Genomic DNA, 19,325 nt, shown 5'->3' with positions numbered 1-19,325 from the left:
GCGCGATGAGAGCCGACCGCCTCGTCGCCGCCCTGCTCTTCCTCCAGACCAGGCAACGCGTCACCGCCGCCGAACTCGCAGCGGAACTGGACGTGTCCGAAAGGACCGCCCGCCGGGACCTCGAAGCGCTCGCGAGCGCCGGGGTCCCGGTCCGTTCCCAGGCGGGCATCGGCGGCGGCTGGTCGCTGGTCGGCGGCGCCCGCACCGACCTGACCGGCCTCACCGCCCCCGAGGTCCGCGCCCTGTTCCTCCTGATGGACGACACGCCCGCGAGCCCACGGACCCGCACCGCCCTGCGCAAGCTCGTACGGGCCCTCCCCTCGCCCCTCCGCGCGGACGCCGAGGCCGCCGCCCGCGCCGGAACCGCCGACGGCACCGACTGGTCGGGCACACCCGTCTCGGTCACGGACGAGCCCCGACTGGCCGCCCTCCAGCAGGCCGTGGTCGAGGAGCGCGAGCTCACGATCGGGTACGCCCGCCCCGGCCACGAGCCCCGTGAGCGGACCGTGCACCCGCTCGGGATCGCCACGAAGACCGGCGTCCACTACCTCGTCGCCGGTACGGATCAAGGCCTGCGCGTCTTCCGGGTCGGCCGGATCACCTCCGTGGCCGAGACGGGCGCCCCCGCCGTCCGCCCCGAGGACTTCGACCTCCCCTCCGCCTGGCGCGCGCTCGCCGCCCGCATGGAGGACCGCATGGTCGCCGCGACCGTCCGGGGCAGGGCGGCCCCCGGCACGGAGTCCCTCCTCGAAGGCCTCGTCGACGGGCGGATACGGTACGGGGAACGCACCCCGGACGGCTGGACGCCCGTCGAGATCGACGGACCTTCCCCCGAGGCCGTCGCCGCCCGGATCGCGGGCCTGGGAGCCCGCGTGGAGCTCCTCGACCCACCCGAGGCCCGCACCACCCTCGCCCGCATCGGCGCCGAACTCACCGCGCTGTACGCGCAGCAGGAGGAGGAGCAGGTGCGGGAGCAGAAGCAGGAGCAGGTGCGTGAGCAGGCGCACGCGCAGGCGCAGGCGCAGGACCCGACCCCGGCTCCAGCCCCAGACACTCCGGAAGCTCCTCCGCGTGCACCAGCGCCAGCCGTGACACGGCCCGGGTGAGCACCACGTACAACCGGTTCGCGCCGCGTGCCTCGGCCGCCACGATCGCTGCCGGTTCGACCACGACGACATGGTCGAACTCCAGGCCCTTGACGGCCGTCGCGGGCAGCACGGTCACCCGCTCTCCCGCCCCGCAGCCTCGCACCGCATCCTCGACCCGGCCGACGAGGGCATCGGCCGTGATCACCCCCACCGATCCCTCCGCCGCGAGCGCGGCACGCACGGCCTCGCGGATCACGTCCGGCAGCTCCCTGGCCCCTACCTCCCCCGTCGTCCCCATCGCCCCCGTCGCCCGGTGGACCGTCACCTCGCCGTCCGTACGGACCGACCGGCCCGCCGGGACGTCCGCGCCCAGGTGCGGCAGGAGCCGGTTGGCGAGGTCCACGATCGCCGCCGGCACGCGGTAGCCGAGGCTCAGCGGCACGATCGGCGCCTCGGCCCGGCCCAGGTGGGCCAGTTGCTCGCGCCAGTCGCGGGCCGCCCACGGGGTGGTGCCCTGGGCGAGGTCCCCGAGGACGGTGAGCGAGCCGAAGGCCGTACGGCGGGCGATCGCGCGGCACTGCATGGGCGAGAGGTCCTGCGCCTCGTCGACGACGACGTGACCGTAGCTCTCGGGGCGCTCGATCACGCCCGCCAGCTCGTCGAGGAGGACGAGATCGGCGGCTGTCCACCGCGCCGAGCGGTACGAACGCGGCGGCCGCTCCCAGCGAATCGCCGCCGCCTCCCCCTCCGTCAGCCCGCCGCCGGAAGCCGAAGCCCCCGCCGGGTCCGTCAGCACCTCCGCGAGCACCTCCTCCGGTGTCGTCCGCGGCCAGCACGCGTCGAGGAACGCGGTCACCGCCCGTGCCCGCTCGACGCGCCGCACCCAGGCCGCGCCCACCGCCCCCCGACCGGCGTTCGGCCCGGAGCTGGAGGGCCCGGACGACACGGGCGCGGACCCGCTCGCGCCCCGTGGCGTAGGGCGGCGCCTCCTCCCGTACCGCCGCGACGATCGCGGCGAGTTCGGCGGCCGGCAGTCGCCAGTGGTACGAGCCGTCGGGGACGGCCAGGTCGCCCGGCGGGACCGGGTCGACCCTGCCGTACAGCGCGCGGTGGAGCACCTCCGCCATGCGGGCGTCGTGCTTGACCCGGGCCGCCGCCTCCCCGTCCTCGGCCCGGACCGGGTGGCGGGCGAGTTCCTCGTCGAGGGTGGCCTGCCGGACGCCGGTCTCACCGAGCGAGGGCAGCACCTCGGCGATGTACGACAGGAAGGCGCGGTGCGGGCCGAGGACGAGGAGGCCGCCGGAGCGGCGGATCCGCTGCGGATGGCTGTAGAGGAGGTACGCGGCCCGGTGCAGCCCCACGGCGGTCTTGCCGGTGCCGGGCGCGCCCTGCACGCACAGCGAGGCGGCCGGGTCGGAGCGTACGAGGTCGTCCTGTTCGGGCTGGATGGTCGCGGCGATGTCCCGCATGGGGCCGACCCGTGGGCGCTCGATCTCCCCGGCGACGAGGGCGCTCACCGTCTCCGCCTGCCCGACGACGGCGAGGCGCTCACCGTCCACGAGGCGTTCGGCGTCCACGAGGTGTTCGGCGTCCACGAGGTGTTCGTCCTCCAGGGCGGTGAGGTCCTCCGTCGCGCCCCGGCTGTTCGGGGCCCAGCCGAAGCGGCGGCGTCGGAGGACGCCCTGCGGATCGTGGGCGCCGGCCTGGTAGTAGGCGCGGGACACGGGGGCGCGCCAGTCGATGACGAGCGGCGGGGCGGCGGGGTCCTCGGCGATCCGGCGGCGGCCGATGTGATGGGTCTGGCCGTCCTCGCGGTCGAGGCGCCCGAAGAACAGCGGGCCCGGCGGCTGTTCCCCCATCTCCTTGGCGCGGCTGCGGAGGTGGAAGCCGAGGGCCTCGGCGTCGGCGCCGGACGCGGCGACGTCCTCGCCGGTCACGACCTGTTCGGCGACGTCCTCGGCCATCCGGGTCAGGGCGGCGCGGCAGGCGTCGTGGTGGGCGCGTTCGCGGGCGAGCTCAAGCTCCAGTGACGTCATTCCGACCAGGCTAACGGAAAACGTTACCGAGTTACATTTTTTACCGTCCTGCGAAAGGGATCCGTACGGTGTCCTACGGAAGCCGTCCGTACGGGAGCCCCTCCCGCAGCGCCCGGAACGCCCGCCCGGCCGCGGCCACCGCGTCCGCCGCCACCTCCCCGGCCGTCTCGCCACCCGCGATCCGGGCCGTGTTCTCCTCCGCGAGGACCCGCAGCACGGCCACGATCTGACCGGCCGCGATCCGCGCGTCCAGCGGATCGCCGCCGAGCGCCTCAGCGAGGGCCGCCTCCGACCGCGCCCTGTAGCCGTGGAGCCGGGCGACCAGGGAAGGCGTGCCGTAAAGGAGCCGGTGGTACGCGAGCACGGCCGGGTGGTCGCAGAGACCGGTCACCGGGTCCTCCCGGCCGAGCCCGTCGAGCAGATGCGCGTACAGCGCGTCGAGCGGCGCGACACCCGCGAGGCGCCCGGCCGCCACCACCCGGGCGGCCTCGCCCTCGTGATCCGCGAACCGGTGGAGGACGAGGTCCTCCTTGGCCGGGAAGTACCGGAAGAGGGTCGGCTTCGACACCTCGGCCGCTGCGGCCACCTCCGCGACCGAGACCGCGTCGAAGCCCTTCTCCAGGAAGAGCGCGACGGCGGCGTCCGACAGGGCCTGCCGGGTGCGCTCCTTCTTCCGCTCGCGCAGCCCGGACGGCTCCGGCGCCTCCGAGGTCATGATGGCGTCCCTCTCAGATGGGTCAGAAGATGTCGGGCGAGAACGGCCGCAGCGGCGTACGGAACAGCAGATCGGCGCGGGCGCCCGCGCCCGGCGTGAGCTCCTCGACGCGACCGAGGCGGGCGAGCCGTACCGCCGACTCGTCACCGAACGCCAGCGTCCCCAACTCCGCGACGTCGAGGGCGAGATCGGCGGATTCCGCAGCCCCGGAGACGGACCCGGAGGCCGACCCGGCCGACCCGGCGACACGGACACACGTCGCGCCCGTCGGGGAGGCGTCGAGGCGGTAGCGCCCGCCCGCCAGACCGGCCGCGTCCCGCACGTCGAGCACGAGGGTGCCCTCCACCGGATACGTCCGGCTCTCCAGGACCCGGACGACGTCGAGGACCCGGACCCACAGCATGTCGACGTACGTCAGCGTCTTCGCCGCGCGCGGGTCCGGCAGGAGCAGCGGCAGCGGGTCGTCGGGCGCCCGGTAGCCGGAGCGGACCGTGGTGATCCAGTCGATGGAGCAGACGTACTGCCAGAGGGCCCGCTCGGCGGCCGGGGTGACGGCGATCATGTCCCGTACGGACGCGGTGTTCACGGGCTGCTTGGCGTCGTCCCACTTGTCGTCGGCGGTGTAGGCGACGAAGCCCTCCACCTCACCGGACTCGGAGCGGTAGACCGCGTAGAACGGCTCCGTCCACGGGTCGATCTGGTACCCGAGACCCGTGCCGAGCTCCCAGCCGCGCGTGGTGCGGTCGGTGACCCCGGCGCGGACCCCGGCGAGCCGGCGGTGCACCTCGGGGCCGATCTTGCGGATCTCCTCGCCGTCGGCCAGCTCGATCCGGCCGCCGTCCTCGGGGCGCCCCGTGCGGCGCGGGTCGAGCCCGGCCCGCCGTACGTCCACGCTCCACTCGGTGGTCCAGCTCGCCGCACCGAAGCCGTACCGCCCGTAGATCGGGTACTCGGCGGCGATCAGCGTGGCGATCGCGTCGCCCCGCTCCTTCGCGGCGGCGAGGTCGGTGCCCATCATGCGGCTCAGCAGCCCCTGGCGCCGGTGCGTCGGGGAGACGGTGACCTGGGTGATGGCGTCGGCCGTGAGGCTGCCGCCGCCGACCGTACTGACCTCCTGCCGGAACGACCGGAACGTCGCGACGGTCCGGTCCCGGTCGAAGGCGCCCTGCGTCCGCGCGAGGTCCGCGTTGGCCAGCCGGTCGGCGACCAGCTCGTCGGGGACGCGGGGCGGCCGGAGGAACCCTGTCTGCAGGGCGAGGAGCCAGCCGGGGAAATCGGATTCCGTCACCGCGCGCACGTCGACACTCATCCCCCGACCCTACGCAGCGCCACGGCGCCCCCGCACCAGGGTTTCCCCGGGCCCACGGGCTCAGGCCAGCAGGTCGTCCACCTGTGCCTCGCCCTCCCGGTAGCGGCGGGCGATCTCCCCGCTGCAGTCGTCGGCGGTCCGCTGGAGGTGCTGCCGTCGGCGCGAGATCTGCTGCTCGTACCCCGCGAGCCGCCCCATCGCCGTGTGCAGTTCCTCGTCCGTACGGGCCGTCAGGTCCGACAGCTCGACCTCCGACAGCATCTCGGACGCGAGCCGCCGGTACTCCTCGCCGCGCGGAGTCGACAGCGTCACGTGCCGCGCCGAGGTCCGGTGGCGCGAGGGCGCGTCGGCGAGGATCTCGGAGAGCCGGTCGAGGACCGGCGCCTCCGGGTCGGTCCGCCGCGCCAGCTCGGCCCGCAGGATGTCGATCCGGCCCTGGAGCATCCGCCGTACGTAACTCAGGTCGGCCTCGTCGCTCTGCGCCTCCCGGCGCAGCGCCCGCAGCTCGGGCAGCCGCAGCGCGCCCAGGTCCGGCTGCGCCCGGTCCGCGAGGCCGGGCTCCCCGGTCCGCTGCACGGGCGGACGACCGACCGGGCTGCCGCCCAGACCACCGCCCGGACCTCCGCTCACGCCTCCACCCACACCTGCGCCCAAGCCTCCGCCCATGCTTCCTCCCGGGCCTCCGCCCATGCTTCGTCCCCCACCTCCTCCCGCGCTTCCGGCGCGGAACAGCGGTACAGGTCCGGACGGCGTCGGCCCGGTGCCAGGTGCACTCATGAGAATCGTCCCCTCGACCGGTGCGGAGCCGCACCGCCTGACAGGCATCGTGCCACTCCCACCCGTGCACGTGCAGGCGCTCTGCACCCGTTCGGCCCCCCACGATTCCCGGCCGGTACGTTGGGGCCCATGCGAGCTGTGGTGCAGAGAGTCGACGGGGCGAGCGTCGTCGTCGCAGGGGAGACCGTCGGAGAGATCGTCGGCGAGGGACTGTGCGTCCTGGTCGGGGTGACCCATGACGACACCCCGGAGAAGGCGGCCCAATTGGCCAGAAAGCTCTGGTCCGTCCGGGTGCTCGACGGCGAGAAGTCATGCTCCGACGTGAACGCGCCGCTCCTGGTGATCTCGCAGTTCACCCTCTACGGCGACGCCCGCAAGGGCCGCCGCCCCACCTGGAACGCCGCCGCGCCCGGCCCGGTCGCCGAGCCCCTCGTCGACGAGGTCGTCGCGCAGCTGCGGAAGCTGGGAGCGCACGTGGAAACGGGCCGCTTCGGAGCGGACATGCGCGTCTCGCTCACGAACCACGGCCCGTTCACGGTCCTGCTGGACGTATAGCGCCCCAGGTGCCGGCCCTACCACCGGCCCGGCCCGCCAGCCCTACGGCTCGACGACCGTCTCCTGCGCGGCGGCCGTGTTCCCGACGATCAGCGGCGCGTCCACCGGGACGTTCCGCTTCACCAGGGCCAGGGCGATCGGCCCCAGCTCGTGGTGGCGGACGGCGGTCGTCACGAACCCGAGCTGCCGGCCCTCCTCGCCGTCGGCGGCCAGCCGGACCGGCGCACCGTGAGCGGGCAGCAGCACCTCGCTGCCGTCCAGGTGCAGGAAGACCAGCCGGCGCGGCGGCTTCCCCAGGTTCTGCACGCGGGCGACGGTCTCCTGCCCCCGGTAGCAGCCCTTCTGCAGGTGGACGGCGCTGCCGATGAGGCCGACCTCGTGCGGAATGGTCCGGTGGTCGGTCTCGAAGCCGAGCCGAGGCACGTGCGCCTCGACGCGCAGCGCCTCGTACGCGAGGATCCCGGCGGCCGGCCCGTGCGAGGCGGCGAAGGACTCCAGGTCGGCACGGGGCAGGAACAGGTCGCGGCCGTGCGGGGTCTCCCGTACGACGACACCCTCGGGGACCTCGGCGATGGAACCGGCCGGGAGGTGGACGACCGCGATGTCGTCCGTACGGTCGGCGACCTCGACCCGGTAGAAGAACTTCATCGACTCCAGGTACGCGACGAGCTCGTCCCGCGTCCCCGGCTCGACGTGCGCCCACAGCGTCTCGCCGTCGTCGACGAGGTACAGGGCGTGCTCGATGTGCCCGTTCGCGGAGAGGACGAGCGCCTCGGTCGCCCGCCCGGGCGCCAGGTCGGTCATGTGCTGGGTGACGAGCAGGTGCAGCCAGCTCAGCCGGTCGTCTCCGGTGACGGCGACGACACCGCGGTGCGAGAGGTCGACGAAACCGGAGCCGTCGGCGAGGGCGCGCTGCTCGCGGAACAGGTCGCCGTAGTGGGCGGCGACGCCTTCGTCGCGGCCTTCGGCGGCGACGGCGCCGGGCAGGGACAGCAGAGGGCTCTTCATGGGAGCCAGCCTACGACTCGGCCCCCGCGGCCTTCCGGGCGCAGTCGGCGCACTGCCCGAAGATCGCGAAGTGCTTCATGTCCGTCTCGAAGCCGAAGGTCGCACGGAGCTTCCCGGTGAACTCCGCGGCCACCTCGACGTCCGCCTCGATCACCTCCGCGCAGTCCCGGCACACCAGGTGCAGATGGTGGTGCCGGTCGGCGAGGTGGTACGTCGGAGCGCCGTGCCCCAGATGGGCGTGGCTCACGAGCCCGAGCTCCTCCAGGAGCTCCAGGGTCCGGTACACGGTGGAGATGTTCACCCCGGACGCGGTCCTGCGGACCTCGACCAGGATCTCGTCGGGCGTCGCGTGCTCCAGCGCGTCGACGGCCTCCAGGACAAGCTGGCGCTGCGGCGTCAGCCGGTAGCCGCGCTGCCGCAGGTCACTCTTCCAGTCGGTGGTCACCACGCCCCCAGTGTAGGAGGGCGCGGCCACCATCGGGTGTCTAGCGGAAGAAGGCGATGCCGTCGTCCGGCAGGTCGCCGAGGTTGCGGGCCATCTCCGCGACCTCCTCGGGCGTGACGACCTTCTTCAGGTGCGCCGACATGTAGGGGCGGAGCGGGACCTCGGGGGTCGCCTTCTCGCCGACCCACATGAGGTCGCTCTTGACGTAGCCGTAGAGCCGCTTGCCACCGCTGTACGGGCCGGAGGCCGCCGTCCGCGCGACGGCGTCCGTCGCGAGGTCGATCTGCGGCTTCTGGTCGGCGAGCTCGCCGTACCAGATCTCGACGATGCCCTCGTCGCGGACCATGACGATCTCGACCTTGCGGTCCTTGTCGATGCGCCAGTAGCCGCTCTCGCTCTCGAGCGGACGGACCTTGTTGCCGTCGTTGTCGAGGACCCAGGAGTACGAGTGGTACTCGAGGAAGTCCCGGCCGTCGTGGCTGAACGTCACGGACTGGCCGAAGTTGCACTTATCGGCGCCGGGGAAGTCGGAGACGCCCGCGCCCTCCCACGTACCGAGCAGGAACGCGAGGGGGACGAGGTCCGGATTGAGGTCGGACGGGATCTCGATCATGAGCAGCTCTGGCGTTCTCTAGAAGTGGTTAGCGCTGGCCCTGGTACAGCTTCTTCACGGCCAGTCCGGTGAAGGCGAGCACGCCGACGGCGACCAGGACCAGCAGCGTTTCGAAGAAAATGATCACAGGGTGCTCCTCGACTGAGCGGTGAAGGCGGAACAGGCCGGACCCCAGCTTAGTGGGCGGGGGCCCGGCCTTCTCTGTGAGGTGGGTCTAGGCGCGCTGCCGGGCCCACCGCCTCGCCGATCAGCCGAGGAGCTGCGCCTGGAGGGTGACCGTCTGCTGGAAGGGCACGACGAGCGCCTCGCCCTTACGGGTCTGGCTGATCAGCCCGAGGGTGTCGCCCGCCTGGATGTACGCCCACCGGGTCTGCTCGGGGCCGTACGGCTTCCGCTCGTCGAACGCGTACAGGGAGAGGGAGGGCAGCCGGACGTCCTTCAGCGAGGTGTCCGTCGTCTCTCCTTCGACGCCCGCCGGGAGCCGGCTGCCGCGTACGCCCGTGTCCAGGACGTCGTCCTTGAACGCCTCCGCGAACGCCACCGACGTGAACCGCATCAGGTAGACCCGGGTGGTCGTGCCGTCCGGCGTCGTCCAGCCGCGGGCGGCGACGTGCCGCAGGGCGGAGTCGGCCAGGGCCTCCTTCACCGCGCCCCGGTCGTCGGCGTGGAAGTGCGCGAGGTAGGTGTCGAGGCCGATCCAGCCCCCGTTCAGCCGGGGGTCGACCTCGGCACCATCCGGGGCGGGCAGCAGGAGCTTCCGCAGGTCGCTGTGGTGGACCTCGCCGTCGTTGCCGTCGGAGTACGGACGCGGGACCCCCTCGGGAAGCGCCGGCAGGGCGAGCTTCGGGTAGGTCCAGCGGCCGTCGGACTCGGTCGCGAGACCGGGCACCTCGGAGCGCTCCATGGACGTCAGCCCCATGGCCGTACCGGCACCGACGCCACCGCACACGAGGACGGCGGCGGTCCAGCGGGCGACGGCGGCGAGGAGCGGCCGCCGGGACTTCTTCGGCGCGGGGGCGGAAGCGGGTACGGCTTCGTCCTGAGGCACGGACGGTGCGGGGATCCGGACCTCGCTCGGCGGCTCGGCCTGCGGCTCCGTCTGCGCCTCGGTCTGCGCCTCTGCCTCTGTCTCTGCCTCGGTCTGGGGCTGGGGCTGGGTCTGGGTCTGGGTCTGCTCGGTCATACGTACTCCCCCGGGGACTCGATGTGGTCGAGCTGCTGCTTGAGCAGGTCCGCCACGCCCGCCCGGTCGAACGGCCTGGCGCCCACCGCCGTGACCGAGACCATGACCTCGGAGTCGTAGGCGATGCAGACCATGCTGTCGAGCTGCTCCTCGCGTTCCTTCTTCTCCAGCGTCTTGTCCTCGGGCTCGAGGTAGCAGGCGGCGTTCCGGTGGTCCTTGACCTTGGGGCCCTTCGGGAACTCCAGGGCCTCCAGGACCTCCTTGCGGAGCCTGAAGCTGTCCTTGATCCGCTTCTTGTCCTTCATCCGCGTGATGTGGACGGAGATGACGGCGGCGTCGTTCAGGTCCGCGAAGGAGCGGACCGCGATGCCCTGGATGCCGAGCCGGTCCACCTCCTTCTCGTACGCGCGCCGCTTCTTGCCGGAGAGGCCTTCGCCCTCCTGCTTCATCTGCGCGACGGCCTCCGCCTCGCCCAGCTCGCCGTCGTTCCCGTACAGCTCGTGGTCGGGGCCGAGCTCGTACCCGGACGGCACGGGCAGCAGCAGCTTGCTCAGCGGCGTCCCCGCCTTGCCGCGCACGGCGGACTCGGCCGGGTCCTCGTCCGTCGCGGTCGAATCCGCCGAACCCCACACCTCCGTGGGCGCGGTGCGGTCGGCGGAGGAGACGGTGACGGCGGTGTACGTCACGCCGCCGCCCGCCGCTCCGAGGACCAGCACGGCGGGCAGGACGACCCCGAGCAGCACGCGGCGCGCACCGCGCTTCCGCCGCGGCAGGGCCTCGGCGGCGGGCTCACCGGGATCGGGGGATTCGCTGGGATCGGGGGATTCGATGGGATCGGGGGATTCGATGGGATCGATGGGTACGTTCACGTCGTTCCGGTCCTCAGTCACAGGCGCCCCAGCTGTCGCTCGGCCAGCGAACGGATGTCCTTCTCCGCGATCTTCTTCGTGTCGAAGATGAAGATCTCGACCGCGATGTCGCCGCGGTGGAAGAGGGCCCTGGCCTCGTAGACGTCCAGGTAGCCGGCCTTCCGGTGCACGGGGAAGAGGTAGTAGCGCCCGTCGCCGGAGCCCTTGAGCTCCTCGCCCTCGCCGTCCGCGTAATCCTCTTCGGACATGTAGCCCTGCTGGTCCGCGACGTGGTCCTGCGCGCCGAGTTCGTCGCCCGGGCGGTACTGGATCAGGCGGACCGAGCTCAGCCGGTTCTCGCCCGTCTGCCAGGACGTGACGGCGACGCGCCGGATGCCCAGGTCCAGCTGGTAGCTCAGCGCCTCCCCGGCCCGCTCGAAGTCCGAGGCGAACTCGTGGACCGACATCCAGCCGTCGGCGTCTCCGAACTCGTCCTTCTTCGCGCCCGCCGGCTTCGGGACCAGCAGCTTCCGCAGGTCGCCCTGCGCCTTCGCCTGACGGTCCTCCGAGGCCGGGAGCGGATCCGGCACCTGCCCCTTCGGGAGGGGCTTCGGATAGGCGAGGGCCGGCTGGTTCAGCGGCGGGAGCGGCGTCGGTTCGCGCTGCGCCTGGACGCCGTATCCGACCGCCGTGCCGCCGACGAGGCCGAGGACGGCGGCGACGGCGATGAGCCCGACGGTACGCAGCACACGGCGGCGCGGTCGGACGATGGCCTCGGACGGCGGCGCGGCTTCGGCCGCCGCCTCCGGCGCACCACCCGGATCCAAGACCGGATGTGCGGTTTTCGGGACCGTCTCCAGCTCCGGCGGCGGTGCCGTATCCGTATTTTGGATGTTTTCTTCGCTACTCAACAGTCCCCCCACGAGACCAGAAGGGCGGATTCCGATCATCCGCGCACCCAACTGACACGTGAGAGGCCCCAGGGGTTGCAGGGCCGCGCATTACAGTTCGGCATATGGCGAAGAAGCTCGTGATCAAGGTGACCGCAGGGGCCGACGCCCCCGAACGCTGCTCCCAGGCCTTCACGGTGGCCGCCGTCGCCGTCGCCAGCGGTGTCGAGGTGTCGCTCTGGCTGACCGGCGAGTCCTCGTGGTTCGCCCTCCCGGGCCGCGCGGCCGAGTTCGAGCTGCCGCACGCGGCGCCACTGCCGGACCTGATCGACGCGGTCCTGGCGGCCGGCCGCGTGACGCTGTGCACGCAGTGCGCGACCCGGCGCGAGATCACGGAGAAGGACGTCCTGGACGGCGTACGCATCGCGGGCGCGCAGGTCTTCGTCCAGGAGGCCATGGCCGACGAGACCCAGGCCCTCGTCTACTAGGCCTGATCCGCCGGACAGGCCCTGGCGGTGGCGTCCTAGCGGTGCCGCTTCTTGCCGTCGAGTTCGTCCCACCACTCGTCCGACTTCGGGTCCCCCGAAGGGTCGTCCCACCAGCGGTCCTCCGGGCCCCGCCGGTTCGCGACCATCGCGGCGACCGGGGGGATGACCATGGCGACGACGCACATGCCGATGGCCACCGGCATCGAGAAGAGCCGCACGACGGCCCAGGCGCCCACGAAGAGGACCAGGCAGGCGCCCATCAGCCAGAAGTAGACGTGGCGACGGCGTGCGTACACCCCTTCAGCGTACGTCCGTGCGAGCCGCCCGGCGCGGACAGAACAAGCCGAAGGGCCGTGCCTCTAGTCCTGGAAATGGCGTCCAACCCCCCAGGAGGCACGGCCCTCCGGCCGTTCGGTGTCGCGGTCGGTGGGACCGCGTCGCGGATCAGACCGCGATGGCGACCTCCGCGAGGCCACCCTTCTGCGCCACGACCTGGCGGTCGGCGGTGCCGCCCGGAACCAGGGCGCGGACGGTCCAGGTGCCCTCGGCCGCGTAGAAACGGAACTGTCCGGTGGCGGAGGTCGGGACCTCGGCCGTGAACTCGCCGGTCGAGTCCAGGAGGCGGACGTAACCGGTGACGGGCTCGCCGTCCTTGGTCACGAAGCCCTGGATGGTGGTCTCACCGGGCTTGATCGTCGAGGCGTCGGGGCCGCCGGGCTGCGCTCCACACATGGTGTTCTGTCCTTACGGTCGAGGGGTCCGGAGAAGGGGGAGGTTCCGGCGGACTTACTTGTTGGCGCCGAGCTCGATCGGCACGCCCACGAGGGAGCCGTACTCGGTCCACGAACCGTCGTAGTTCTTGACGTTCGCGACCTCGAGCAGCTCGTGCAGGACGAACCACGTGAGCGCGGAGCGCTCACCGATGCGGCAGTACGCGATGGTGTCCTTCGCCAGGTCGACCTGCTCGGCCTCGTAGAGGGCCTTGAGGTCGGCGTCCGACTTGAAGGTGCCGTCGTCGTTGGCGTTCTTCGACCACGGGATGTTGCGGGCGCTCGGCACGTGGCCGGGGCGCTGCGACTGCTCCTGCGGGAGGTGCGCCGGGGCGAGCAGCTTGCCGGAGAACTCGTCGGGCGAGCGGACGTCGACGAGGTTCTGGGCGCCGATCGCGGCCACGACGTCGTCGCGGAAGGCGCGGATCGAGGAGTCCTGGGCCTGGGCCTTGTACGCGGTGGCCGGGCGGGCCGGCACGGCGGAGCCGTCGACCAGGTCGCGGGAGTCGAGCTCCCACTTCTTGCGGCCGCCGTCGAGGAGCTTCACGTCCTGGTGGCCGTAGAGCTTGAAGTACCAGTAGGCGTAGGAGGCGAACCAGTTGTTGTTGCCGCCGTAGAGGACGACCGTGGTGTCGTTCGCGATGCCCTTGGCCGAGAGGAGCTTCTCGAAGCCCTCCTGGTCGATGAAGTCGCGGCGGACCGGGTCCTGAAGGTCCTGGGTCCAGTCGATCCGGATGGCGTTGCGGATGTGGTTCTTCTCGTAGGCCGAGGTGTCCTCGTCGACCTCGACGATGGCGACCTGCGGGTTGTCGAGGTTGGCCTCGACCCAGTCCGCGTCGACCAGGACGTCGCTGCGAGCCATGCTGTTCTCCTCCGGGGCAGTGTGCGGCGGTGTGGTGCGGTTGGTGCGGGTTTGTGATCCGGTACGCGTCGTCGCGTGGCGTACGACGTGCGTACGGCTGCACAGGTCGGCCCCGACCGCGGTCGAAGGGCCTGAGGAATACGGGAGTCGGCGCTCCCGCTCAGACTGAGCGACAGAGCATGGCGGCGACGCGGCACAGGTCTACTGCCCGCCGCTTCGTGAGATCCGCCTGTCGCTTCATGCCCTCGATCGTAGGGACGGACAGGCGGCCGTGTCACCGGCGTGTCGTATTTTGAGACGCGATCGTCCGAGATGCGAGACGCGATCACCGCGCGGGAGGGCTCGGGACGCCTGTGCGCAGCGGCGTCCGGTGGTTCTTCTGCGGATCGGACGGTGGTGTCTCAGCATGTGACCCAGGGGCCCGCGGAAGGCCTCCGAGGGCCCCGAGGGCCCGGCCTCAGGACCCTCAGCCCGCCAGCGCGATGTCCTTGCCCGTCACCGCGACGGCGAGGCCGTCCGGCCTGGGCTCGACCTTCTCGACCTTCATCCCGGCGATCAGCCCGATCGGCCGCTCGAAGTCGGTCCGCTTCCGGACCAGTTCCTCCAGACCGGGAATGCCCTCGCCCGGCACCTCGTCCGCGCGGACCTTGATCGTGTCGCCGTTCACGACGGTCACGGTCGACAGGACCGAGCGGGTCAGCGTGCGGCCCATGATCTCGATCCCGCCGGTGACCTTCACCTTCCCGTTCTCGCCGTAGGCGACGGTGGCCTCGCGGTCGGAGGCCGCCGTGAGGTCCGCGTACGAGATGAGGGCGGTGCCGGACGCCGAGCCCGCCCGCGCGCCCGCCCAGTCCCCGGTGACGGTCACGTCCCGGAGCTCGGCCGTCAGCTCGCCGATCCGGATCTTCCGGCTGCCCGCCGTCGCCTCGACGCCCTTCGCCACCACGTCGACCTCGTCGAACCGCTTGTCCGCGACCTGGGTGAGGAAGGGGAAACCCTTGATGTCGACCTCGATCGACTCGCTGCCCGCCCCCGAGAGCTTCACCCGGCTCGCCGCCTCCGACTCGGCGTACGCCACGGCGAGCCGGTCGATCCCGACGAGCACTCCGCCCAGCACGACGGTCACGATCAACAGAATCCGCAGTGCTCGCATGGGCTGTGCGTCCCCCCAGATAGAGAAAAAGTGTTCGGCCCCCCGACACGAAGATCGACGTGTCGAGGGGCCGGTTGGTTCCCCTGGCGTTGCCGGCGGGGATCAGGCCAGCGCGCGGCCCAGCAGGTAGACGGCGGGCGCGGCGGCCGTCAGCGGCAGCGCGACGCCCGCGGTCATGTGGACGAAGCGCGACGGGTAGTCGTAGCTGGCCACCCGCAGGCCGACCAGCGCGCAGACCCCGGCCGCGAGGCCGACGAGCGCCCCCGAGGAACCCAGGTCCGTCAGCCCGCCGGCCGCGATCCCGGCACCCGCGCCCGCGAGGAGCGCGACGATCAGGGAGACCGGGCCGGGCAGCGGGAGCGCCCGGGCGACGACGGTGGCGGCGACCGCGATCCCGCCGACGACGACCGCGTCGGGGGCGGCGCCGAGGTGCCCGGCGGCGACGACCGTCAGCGCGGCGGAGGCGATGCCGGCCATCAGGCCGTACATGCGCTCGTCCGGGTCGGCGTGGCTGCGGAGCTGGAGGACGAGACAGAGCAGGACCCAGACGCCGAGCGTGCCCAGGATCGCGGCGGCGGCGTGCTCCCGGCCGGTGGCGAGCAGCGCGGCGTCGGCGACGAGACCGCCGGCGAACGCGAGGGCGATGCCCTGCCGGGCCGGCCACATGCCGTTGAGCCGGAACCAGCCGGCGGCGGTGAGGCCCTGGAGCAGGACGAGCGGGACGAGGAGCCCGTACGGGCCGAGGGAGGCGCCACCGGCGAGCAGCAGGCCGAGGACGGCGGTCAGGGCCGCCGGCTGGAGCCCGGGCTCGATCACGGGCGAGCGGCCCTCGGCACGCGCGCGCTGGGCGTCGGTGATCCGGGTGTTCCCGGAGGTGGTGGGCGACGAGTAGCCCGCGGGCACGGATGCGGGCGCCGCCTCGGCGACGGGAGCCGCCGCGTACGCGGATACGGGCGCGTCGTACGCCACGGGAGCCGCCTGGGCAGCCGGGGCCGCCGGTGTCGCCATGTACTGCTGCTGCTCGTACGGCTGGGGCTGCTGCTGCTCGTACGTCGCGCCCTGCGGCGGCAGGTACGCCGTGTTGTCGTAGGCGGGCTCGTAGGCGGGCTGCGCGTACGGATCCTGGTACGGCGCCTGGTGCGTCACCGGGGACGGCTGCTGCTGGACCACGGGCTGGAACTGGGTGTCCCAGGTCTGGCCCTCCCACGTCTGCGTGACGTCGGGGCCCTGCGGCTCATGCCCGTGCCGGCCACGGCCCTGCTGCCCGTGCCCGTTCGCGTACGGGTCGTACTGCTGGTCGTTGCTCATGCTCTGGGGTTCACCCTCCTGCGAACGGGGGGAGCACCTCGACCGTGCCGCCCTCGGCAAGCCGTACGGTCTCATGGCTCCGGGTGCCGACGGGGTCGCCGTCGATCAGGAACGAGCACCGCATCAGGACCCGGACGAGCTCGCCCGGGTGCTTCTCGCGGGCCGCGTCCAGGGCCTCCGCCAGGGTCTCGGCGGTGTACGGCTCCTCGGCGACACCGGCGGCGGCCTTGGCCGCGGCCCAGTAGCGGATGGTTCCCGCTGCCATAGCGGCGCTCCCTTCGTTCGTGTGCGCGCCGCCCCCCATGATGGGCTATCGGCGCGTGAGCCAGTCCCCCAGCCGGCCGAGCAGCTCCTCGTCCGCCGCGTTCTCCGCGTGGCCCATCCCCCGCTCCAGCCAGAGCTCCGCGGCGCCGCCGCCGGCCGCGGCCAGCGTGCGCGGGTGGTCGAGCGGGAAGTACGCGTCCCGGTCGCCGTGCACGATCAGCAGAGGGACGGGCGCGATCAGCGGGACGGCCTCGACGGGCGAGAGGGGTACGGGGTCCCAGGTCCGCCGGTCGATCCGGGTGCCGAGCCCGTACCGGCCGACCAGCCGGCCCGCGGGGCGGGTGACGACCCAGTGGAGGCGGCGCATCGGGGCCGTCCCCCGGTAGTACCAGCGCGCGGGGGCGGAGACGGCGGCCACCGCGTCCACCCGTCCCTCCGTCCCCCGCTCCAGGGCCGCGTGGCGCAGCACGACGGACCCGCCCATGGAGAAGCCGACCGTCGCCACGCGCGCGTGGCCGAGCTCGCGGGCCCAGCGGACGGCGGCGGACAGGTCGAGGACCTCCCGGTCGCCGACCGTGGAGCGGCCGCCGGAGCCGCCGTGCCCGCGGAAGGAGAAGGTCACGACGGCCGCCCCGCGCTCCGCGAAGGCGCGGGCGGCACGGCGGACCGCGGGCCGGTCGGCCGATCCGGTGAAGCCGTGGGCGACGACGACGGCCGTCCCGGTGACGCCTGTTTCGGTGACACTTGCACCGGAGGGTTCGTAAACCGCCTCGATACGGACACCGTCATCCGTACGCAACATCACACGTCGTGGATCACGCGGATGGACGGAAGTGAGCGACGAGACATCCACCATATGAAATCAGCTCTCTCCCTCTGAACTCATGTGGGCTATTCTGCTGGGCAGAGGATCCGGGCGACGCAGCCCCCGGGTCCTTTTGCGTTTTCCGACCGTTGTTACGGATAGGTGAACAAAAGCTCTCAGGGCGCGAGAGCGGCAGTCTGTACGAAGCAGTGCACGTCCTCGCAGGGACCGAGGAGGAACCGCGTGATGAGCGAGCGAACGAAGCACGACCGACCGATGGCAGGTGGCGCGGTATGAGCTCTCTGCTGCTCCTGACCAACGCCCTCCAGCCGTCGACCGAGGTGCTGCCCGCACTCGGCCTGCTGCTGCACAACGTCCGGGTGGCTCCGGCCGAGGGCCCGGCCCTCGTGGACACCCCCGGCGCGGACGTGATCCTCGTCGACGGCCGGCGCGACCTCCCGCAGGTCCGCTCCCTCTGCCAGCTGCTGCGGTCCACGGGGCCCGGCTGTCCGCTGATCCTGGTCGTCACGGAGGGCGGTCTCGCGGCCGTCACCGCCGACTGGGGCATCGACGACGTCCTGCTCGACACCGCGGGCCCGGCCGAGGTCGAGGCACGGCTGCGGCTCGCGATGGGCCGCCAGCAGATCGTGTCCGACGACTCCCCGATGGAGATCCGCAACGGCGACCTGTCGGTCGACGAGGCGACGTACAGCGCGAAGCTCAAGGGCCGGGTCCTGGACCTGACCTTCAAGGAGTTCGAGCTCCTCAAGTACCTGGCGCAGCACCCGGGCCGGGTCTTCACCCGTGCGCAGCTCCTCCAGGAGGTGTGGGGGTACGACTACTTCGGCGGCACCCGTACGGTCGACGTCCACGTGCGGCGGCTGCGGGCGAAGCTGGGCCCCGAGCACGAGTCGCTGATCGGCACCGTGCGCAACGTCGGCTACCGCTTCGTCACCCCGGAGAAGGTCGAGCGCGCCGCCGAGGAGGCCAGGGCGAACGAGGCCAGGGCGAAGGACACCCGGACGGACCCCCGGTCCGAGGAGGCCGCCCGCACCGCCCGTGTCAAGGAGGCCGAGCGGGAAGTCACCCCGGTGGAGGACAGGAACGTGGCGGACGCCACAGTGCGACCTGCCGGTAGGTAGGTCACCCCGCGTAGACTGCCGCGCGTGGCCAAGGTGACGCGGGATGACGTAGCTCGACTGGCAGGTACTTCGACCGCGGTCGTGAGCTACGTCATCAACAACGGACCCCGGCCGGTCGCCCCGGCCACGCGCGAGCGTGTCCTCGCCGCCATCAAGGAGCTGGGCTACCGCCCCGACCGGGTGGCCCAGGCGATGGCGTCGCGGCGCACGGACCTCATAGGCATGATCGTTCCCGACGCCCGGCAGCCGTTCTTCGCGGAGATGGCCCACGCGGTCGAGCAGGCCGCCGCCGAGCGCGGAAAGATGGTCCTCGTCGGGAACTCCGACTACCGGACCGAGCGCGAGGTCCACTACCTGCGGGCCTTCCTCGGGATGCGGGTCTCCGGGCTGATCCTCGTCAGCCAGGGCATGAGCGAGCAGGCCGCGAGCGAGATCGAGGCCTGGGACGCGCGCGTGGTGCTCCTGCACGAGCGCCCCGAGGCGATCGACGACGTCGCCGTCGTGACGGACGACATCGGCGGCGCCCAGCTCGCCACCCGTCACCTCCTGGAGCACGGCCACCCGTACGTGGCCTGTCTGGGCGGCGTCCCGAACACCCCGGCCGTCGGCGACCCGGTCGCCGACCACGTCGAGGGCTGGCGGCGCGCCATGGTGGAGGCGGGCCTCCCGACGGAGGGCCGGCTCTTCGAGGCCCCGTACAACCGCTACGACGCCTACCAGGTGGCCCTGAAGCTGCTCGCGGGCCCCGACAGGCCGCCGGCGATCTTCTGCTCCACCGACGACCAGGCCTTCGGTGTCCTGCGGGCGGCGCGCGAGCTGCGCATCGAGGTGCCGTCGGAGCTGGCGGTCGCGGGCTTCGACGACGTCAAGGAGGCGGCGCTCACGGACCCGCCGCTGACCACGATCTCCTCGGACCGTCCGGCGATGGCCCGGGCGGCGGTGGACCTGGTCCTGGACGACAGCCTGCGCGTCGCGGGCTCGCGCCGCGAGCGGCTGAAGCTCTTCCCGTCGGCGCTGGTCGTCCGCCGCTCCTGCGGCTGCGGCGAGTAGCCCGCCCCGCTCCGGC

22 protein-coding genes and 1 pseudogene are annotated in these 19,325 nt (G+C 72.5%); 5 read left to right on the top strand and 18 right to left on the bottom strand.

The genetic code is table 11. The features are described from left to right. The first annotated feature begins 5 nt into the window (after positions 1-5). Positions 6-1,106 (top strand): helix-turn-helix transcriptional regulator, encoded by a 1,101-nt coding sequence (locus tag ACWFR1_RS25810; RefSeq protein WP_453554995.1) that lies wholly within the window; start codon positions 6-8, stop codon positions 1,104-1,106. Here ACWFR1_RS25810 and ACWFR1_RS25805 read toward each other — a convergent pair. The 4 genes and pseudogenes from ACWFR1_RS25805 to ACWFR1_RS25790 all read right to left on the bottom strand — a co-directional run. Next, a pseudogene (locus ACWFR1_RS25805) lies at positions 1,054-3,124 on the bottom strand (HelD family protein); the annotation flags it as partial. The gene ACWFR1_RS25810 and the pseudogene ACWFR1_RS25805 overlap by 53 nt on opposite strands. Positions 3,125-3,197: 73 nt before the next feature. After that, positions 3,198-3,839, bottom strand: coding sequence for a TetR/AcrR family transcriptional regulator (locus ACWFR1_RS25800; RefSeq protein ID WP_453554993.1), 642 nt, complete (start codon positions 3,837-3,839; stop codon positions 3,198-3,200). Between the two features lie 22 nt (positions 3,840-3,861). Continuing rightward, positions 3,862-5,148 carry a GNAT family N-acetyltransferase gene (locus ACWFR1_RS25795; protein WP_453554991.1) on the bottom strand — a complete coding sequence of 429 codons (1,287 nt, stop codon included), beginning with the start codon at positions 5,146-5,148 and terminating at the stop codon, positions 3,862-3,864. Positions 5,149-5,208: 60 nt separating this feature from the next. After that, positions 5,209-5,814 (bottom strand): RsiG family protein, encoded by a 606-nt coding sequence (locus ACWFR1_RS25790; RefSeq protein WP_453554990.1) that lies wholly within the window; start codon positions 5,812-5,814, stop codon positions 5,209-5,211. A 240-nt stretch (positions 5,815-6,054) separates the two neighbouring features. Here ACWFR1_RS25790 and dtd point away from each other — a divergent pair, with 240 nt between their 5' ends. Then, complete coding sequence (gene dtd / locus ACWFR1_RS25785; protein WP_453554988.1) at positions 6,055-6,480, top strand: D-aminoacyl-tRNA deacylase; 426 nt, start codon at positions 6,055-6,057, stop codon at positions 6,478-6,480. Positions 6,481-6,522: 42 nt separating this feature from the next. On the opposite strand, the gene ygfZ is transcribed toward dtd, so the two are convergent. The 6 genes from ygfZ to ACWFR1_RS25755 all read right to left on the bottom strand — a co-directional run bounded on the left by ygfZ (position 6,523) and on the right by ACWFR1_RS25755 (position 11,404). After that, positions 6,523-7,488: a CAF17-like 4Fe-4S cluster assembly/insertion protein YgfZ gene (ygfZ, locus tag ACWFR1_RS25780; RefSeq protein ID WP_453554986.1), complete on the bottom strand. Its 966-nt coding sequence runs from the start codon at positions 7,486-7,488 to the stop codon at positions 6,523-6,525. A 10-nt stretch (positions 7,489-7,498) separates the two neighbouring features. After that, positions 7,499-7,936 carry a Fur family transcriptional regulator gene (locus tag ACWFR1_RS25775; protein WP_453554984.1) on the bottom strand — a complete coding sequence of 146 codons (438 nt, stop codon included), beginning with the start codon at positions 7,934-7,936 and terminating at the stop codon, positions 7,499-7,501. Positions 7,937-7,973: 37 nt separating this feature from the next. Then, on the bottom strand, positions 7,974-8,546 hold the full coding sequence (locus ACWFR1_RS25770) for an FABP family protein (protein ID WP_453554982.1): 573 nt from the start codon (positions 8,544-8,546) through the stop codon (positions 7,974-7,976). 247 nt (positions 8,547-8,793) lie between these two features. Further along, positions 8,794-9,729, bottom strand: coding sequence for a hypothetical protein (locus tag ACWFR1_RS25765; protein WP_453554980.1), 936 nt, complete (start codon positions 9,727-9,729; stop codon positions 8,794-8,796). Beyond that, positions 9,726-10,598, bottom strand: coding sequence for a hypothetical protein (locus ACWFR1_RS25760; RefSeq protein ID WP_453554978.1), 873 nt, complete (start codon positions 10,596-10,598; stop codon positions 9,726-9,728). The genes ACWFR1_RS25765 and ACWFR1_RS25760 overlap by 4 nt, the downstream gene beginning before the upstream one ends. Positions 10,599-10,615: 17 nt before the next feature. Beyond that, on the bottom strand, positions 10,616-11,404 hold the full coding sequence (locus ACWFR1_RS25755) for a hypothetical protein (RefSeq protein ID WP_453554977.1): 789 nt from the start codon (positions 11,402-11,404) through the stop codon (positions 10,616-10,618). A 188-nt stretch (positions 11,405-11,592) separates the two neighbouring features. On the opposite strand from ACWFR1_RS25755, the gene ACWFR1_RS25750 reads away from it, so the two are divergent. Next, positions 11,593-11,955 carry a DsrE family protein gene (locus ACWFR1_RS25750; protein WP_453554975.1) on the top strand — a complete coding sequence of 121 codons (363 nt, stop codon included), beginning with the start codon at positions 11,593-11,595 and terminating at the stop codon, positions 11,953-11,955. Positions 11,956-11,990: 35 nt separating this feature from the next. Here the strand turns inward: ACWFR1_RS25750 and ACWFR1_RS25745 are convergent, their stop codons facing one another. The 8 genes from ACWFR1_RS25745 to ACWFR1_RS25710 all read right to left on the bottom strand — a co-directional run bounded on the left by ACWFR1_RS25745 (position 11,991) and on the right by ACWFR1_RS25710 (position 17,114). Then, entirely contained in the window at positions 11,991-12,251 is a 261-nt protein-coding gene (locus ACWFR1_RS25745; protein WP_024756300.1) for a DUF3099 domain-containing protein, read from the bottom strand. Positions 12,252-12,399: 148 nt separating this feature from the next. Beyond that, complete coding sequence (locus ACWFR1_RS25740; protein ID WP_017242395.1) at positions 12,400-12,687, bottom strand: DUF1416 domain-containing protein; 288 nt, start codon at positions 12,685-12,687, stop codon at positions 12,400-12,402. Positions 12,688-12,741: 54 nt separating this feature from the next. Continuing rightward, positions 12,742-13,587, bottom strand: coding sequence for a sulfurtransferase (locus ACWFR1_RS25735; protein WP_453554972.1), 846 nt, complete (start codon positions 13,585-13,587; stop codon positions 12,742-12,744). A gap of 160 nt (positions 13,588-13,747) precedes the next feature. Continuing rightward, the gene (locus tag ACWFR1_RS25730) at positions 13,748-13,828 is read right to left on the bottom strand and encodes a putative leader peptide (RefSeq protein ID WP_350497993.1); all 81 of its coding nucleotides are present in this window, start codon (positions 13,826-13,828) and stop codon (positions 13,748-13,750) included. 225 nt (positions 13,829-14,053) lie between these two features. Further along, positions 14,054-14,740 carry an LmeA family phospholipid-binding protein gene (locus ACWFR1_RS25725; RefSeq protein WP_453554970.1) on the bottom strand — a complete coding sequence of 229 codons (687 nt, stop codon included), beginning with the start codon at positions 14,738-14,740 and terminating at the stop codon, positions 14,054-14,056. A 102-nt stretch (positions 14,741-14,842) separates the two neighbouring features. Beyond that, positions 14,843-16,048, bottom strand: coding sequence for a hypothetical protein (locus tag ACWFR1_RS25720; RefSeq protein WP_453554968.1), 1,206 nt, complete (start codon positions 16,046-16,048; stop codon positions 14,843-14,845). A gap of 10 nt (positions 16,049-16,058) precedes the next feature. Then, a complete protein-coding gene (locus ACWFR1_RS25715; RefSeq protein WP_376411021.1) occupies positions 16,059-16,313 on the bottom strand; it encodes a MoaD/ThiS family protein in 255 nt (84 codons plus the stop codon). A gap of 45 nt (positions 16,314-16,358) precedes the next feature. Beyond that, positions 16,359-17,114 carry an alpha/beta fold hydrolase gene (locus ACWFR1_RS25710; RefSeq protein ID WP_453554966.1) on the bottom strand — a complete coding sequence of 252 codons (756 nt, stop codon included), beginning with the start codon at positions 17,112-17,114 and terminating at the stop codon, positions 16,359-16,361. Between the two features lie 296 nt (positions 17,115-17,410). Between ACWFR1_RS25710 and ACWFR1_RS25705 the strand changes: the two genes are divergently transcribed. Together ACWFR1_RS25705 and ACWFR1_RS25700 are read left to right on the top strand one after the other, a co-directional pair. After that, positions 17,411-18,259 carry a response regulator transcription factor gene (locus ACWFR1_RS25705; protein ID WP_453554964.1) on the top strand — a complete coding sequence of 283 codons (849 nt, stop codon included), beginning with the start codon at positions 17,411-17,413 and terminating at the stop codon, positions 18,257-18,259. Between the two features lie 24 nt (positions 18,260-18,283). Continuing rightward, positions 18,284-19,309, top strand: coding sequence for a LacI family DNA-binding transcriptional regulator (locus ACWFR1_RS25700; protein WP_453554962.1), 1,026 nt, complete (start codon positions 18,284-18,286; stop codon positions 19,307-19,309). The last annotated feature ends 16 nt before the right edge of the window (positions 19,310-19,325 follow it).

This window comes from Streptomyces sp. NPDC055103, assembly GCF_053607625.1.
The sequence above is the reverse complement of the archived record's forward strand: the minus strand, read 5'-3'. Positions and strand labels throughout refer to the sequence as shown.

Coding starts and splice junctions, on each gene's coding strand:
- ACWFR1_RS25810 (WP_453554995.1), top strand. CDS start 6: ATGAGAGCCGACCGCCTCGTCGCCGCCCTGCTCTTCCTCCAGACCAGG.
- ACWFR1_RS25800 (WP_453554993.1), bottom strand. CDS start 3,839: ATGACCTCGGAGGCGCCGGAGCCGTCCGGGCTGCGCGAGCGGAAGAAG.
- ACWFR1_RS25795 (WP_453554991.1), bottom strand. CDS start 5,148: ATGAGTGTCGACGTGCGCGCGGTGACGGAATCCGATTTCCCCGGCTGG.
- ACWFR1_RS25790 (WP_453554990.1), bottom strand. CDS start 5,814: ATGGGCGGAGGCTTGGGCGCAGGTGTGGGTGGAGGCGTGAGCGGAGGT.
- dtd (WP_453554988.1), top strand. CDS start 6,055: ATGCGAGCTGTGGTGCAGAGAGTCGACGGGGCGAGCGTCGTCGTCGCA.
- ygfZ (WP_453554986.1), bottom strand. CDS start 7,488: ATGAAGAGCCCTCTGCTGTCCCTGCCCGGCGCCGTCGCCGCCGAAGGC.
- ACWFR1_RS25770 (WP_453554982.1), bottom strand. CDS start 8,546: ATGATCGAGATCCCGTCCGACCTCAATCCGGACCTCGTCCCCCTCGCG.
- ACWFR1_RS25765 (WP_453554980.1), bottom strand. CDS start 9,729: ATGACCGAGCAGACCCAGACCCAGACCCAGCCCCAGCCCCAGACCGAG.
- ACWFR1_RS25750 (WP_453554975.1), top strand. CDS start 11,593: ATGGCGAAGAAGCTCGTGATCAAGGTGACCGCAGGGGCCGACGCCCCC.
- ACWFR1_RS25740 (WP_017242395.1), bottom strand. CDS start 12,687: ATGTGTGGAGCGCAGCCCGGCGGCCCCGACGCCTCGACGATCAAGCCC.
- ACWFR1_RS25735 (WP_453554972.1), bottom strand. CDS start 13,587: ATGGCTCGCAGCGACGTCCTGGTCGACGCGGACTGGGTCGAGGCCAAC.
- ACWFR1_RS25730 (WP_350497993.1), bottom strand. CDS start 13,828: ATGAAGCGACAGGCGGATCTCACGAAGCGGCGGGCAGTAGACCTGTGC.
- ACWFR1_RS25725 (WP_453554970.1), bottom strand. CDS start 14,740: ATGCGAGCACTGCGGATTCTGTTGATCGTGACCGTCGTGCTGGGCGGA.
- ACWFR1_RS25720 (WP_453554968.1), bottom strand. CDS start 16,048: ATGAGCAACGACCAGCAGTACGACCCGTACGCGAACGGGCACGGGCAG.
- ACWFR1_RS25715 (WP_376411021.1), bottom strand. CDS start 16,313: ATGGCAGCGGGAACCATCCGCTACTGGGCCGCGGCCAAGGCCGCCGCC.
- ACWFR1_RS25710 (WP_453554966.1), bottom strand. CDS start 17,114: ATGTTGCGTACGGATGACGGTGTCCGTATCGAGGCGGTTTACGAACCC.
- ACWFR1_RS25705 (WP_453554964.1), top strand. CDS start 17,411: ATGAGCTCTCTGCTGCTCCTGACCAACGCCCTCCAGCCGTCGACCGAG.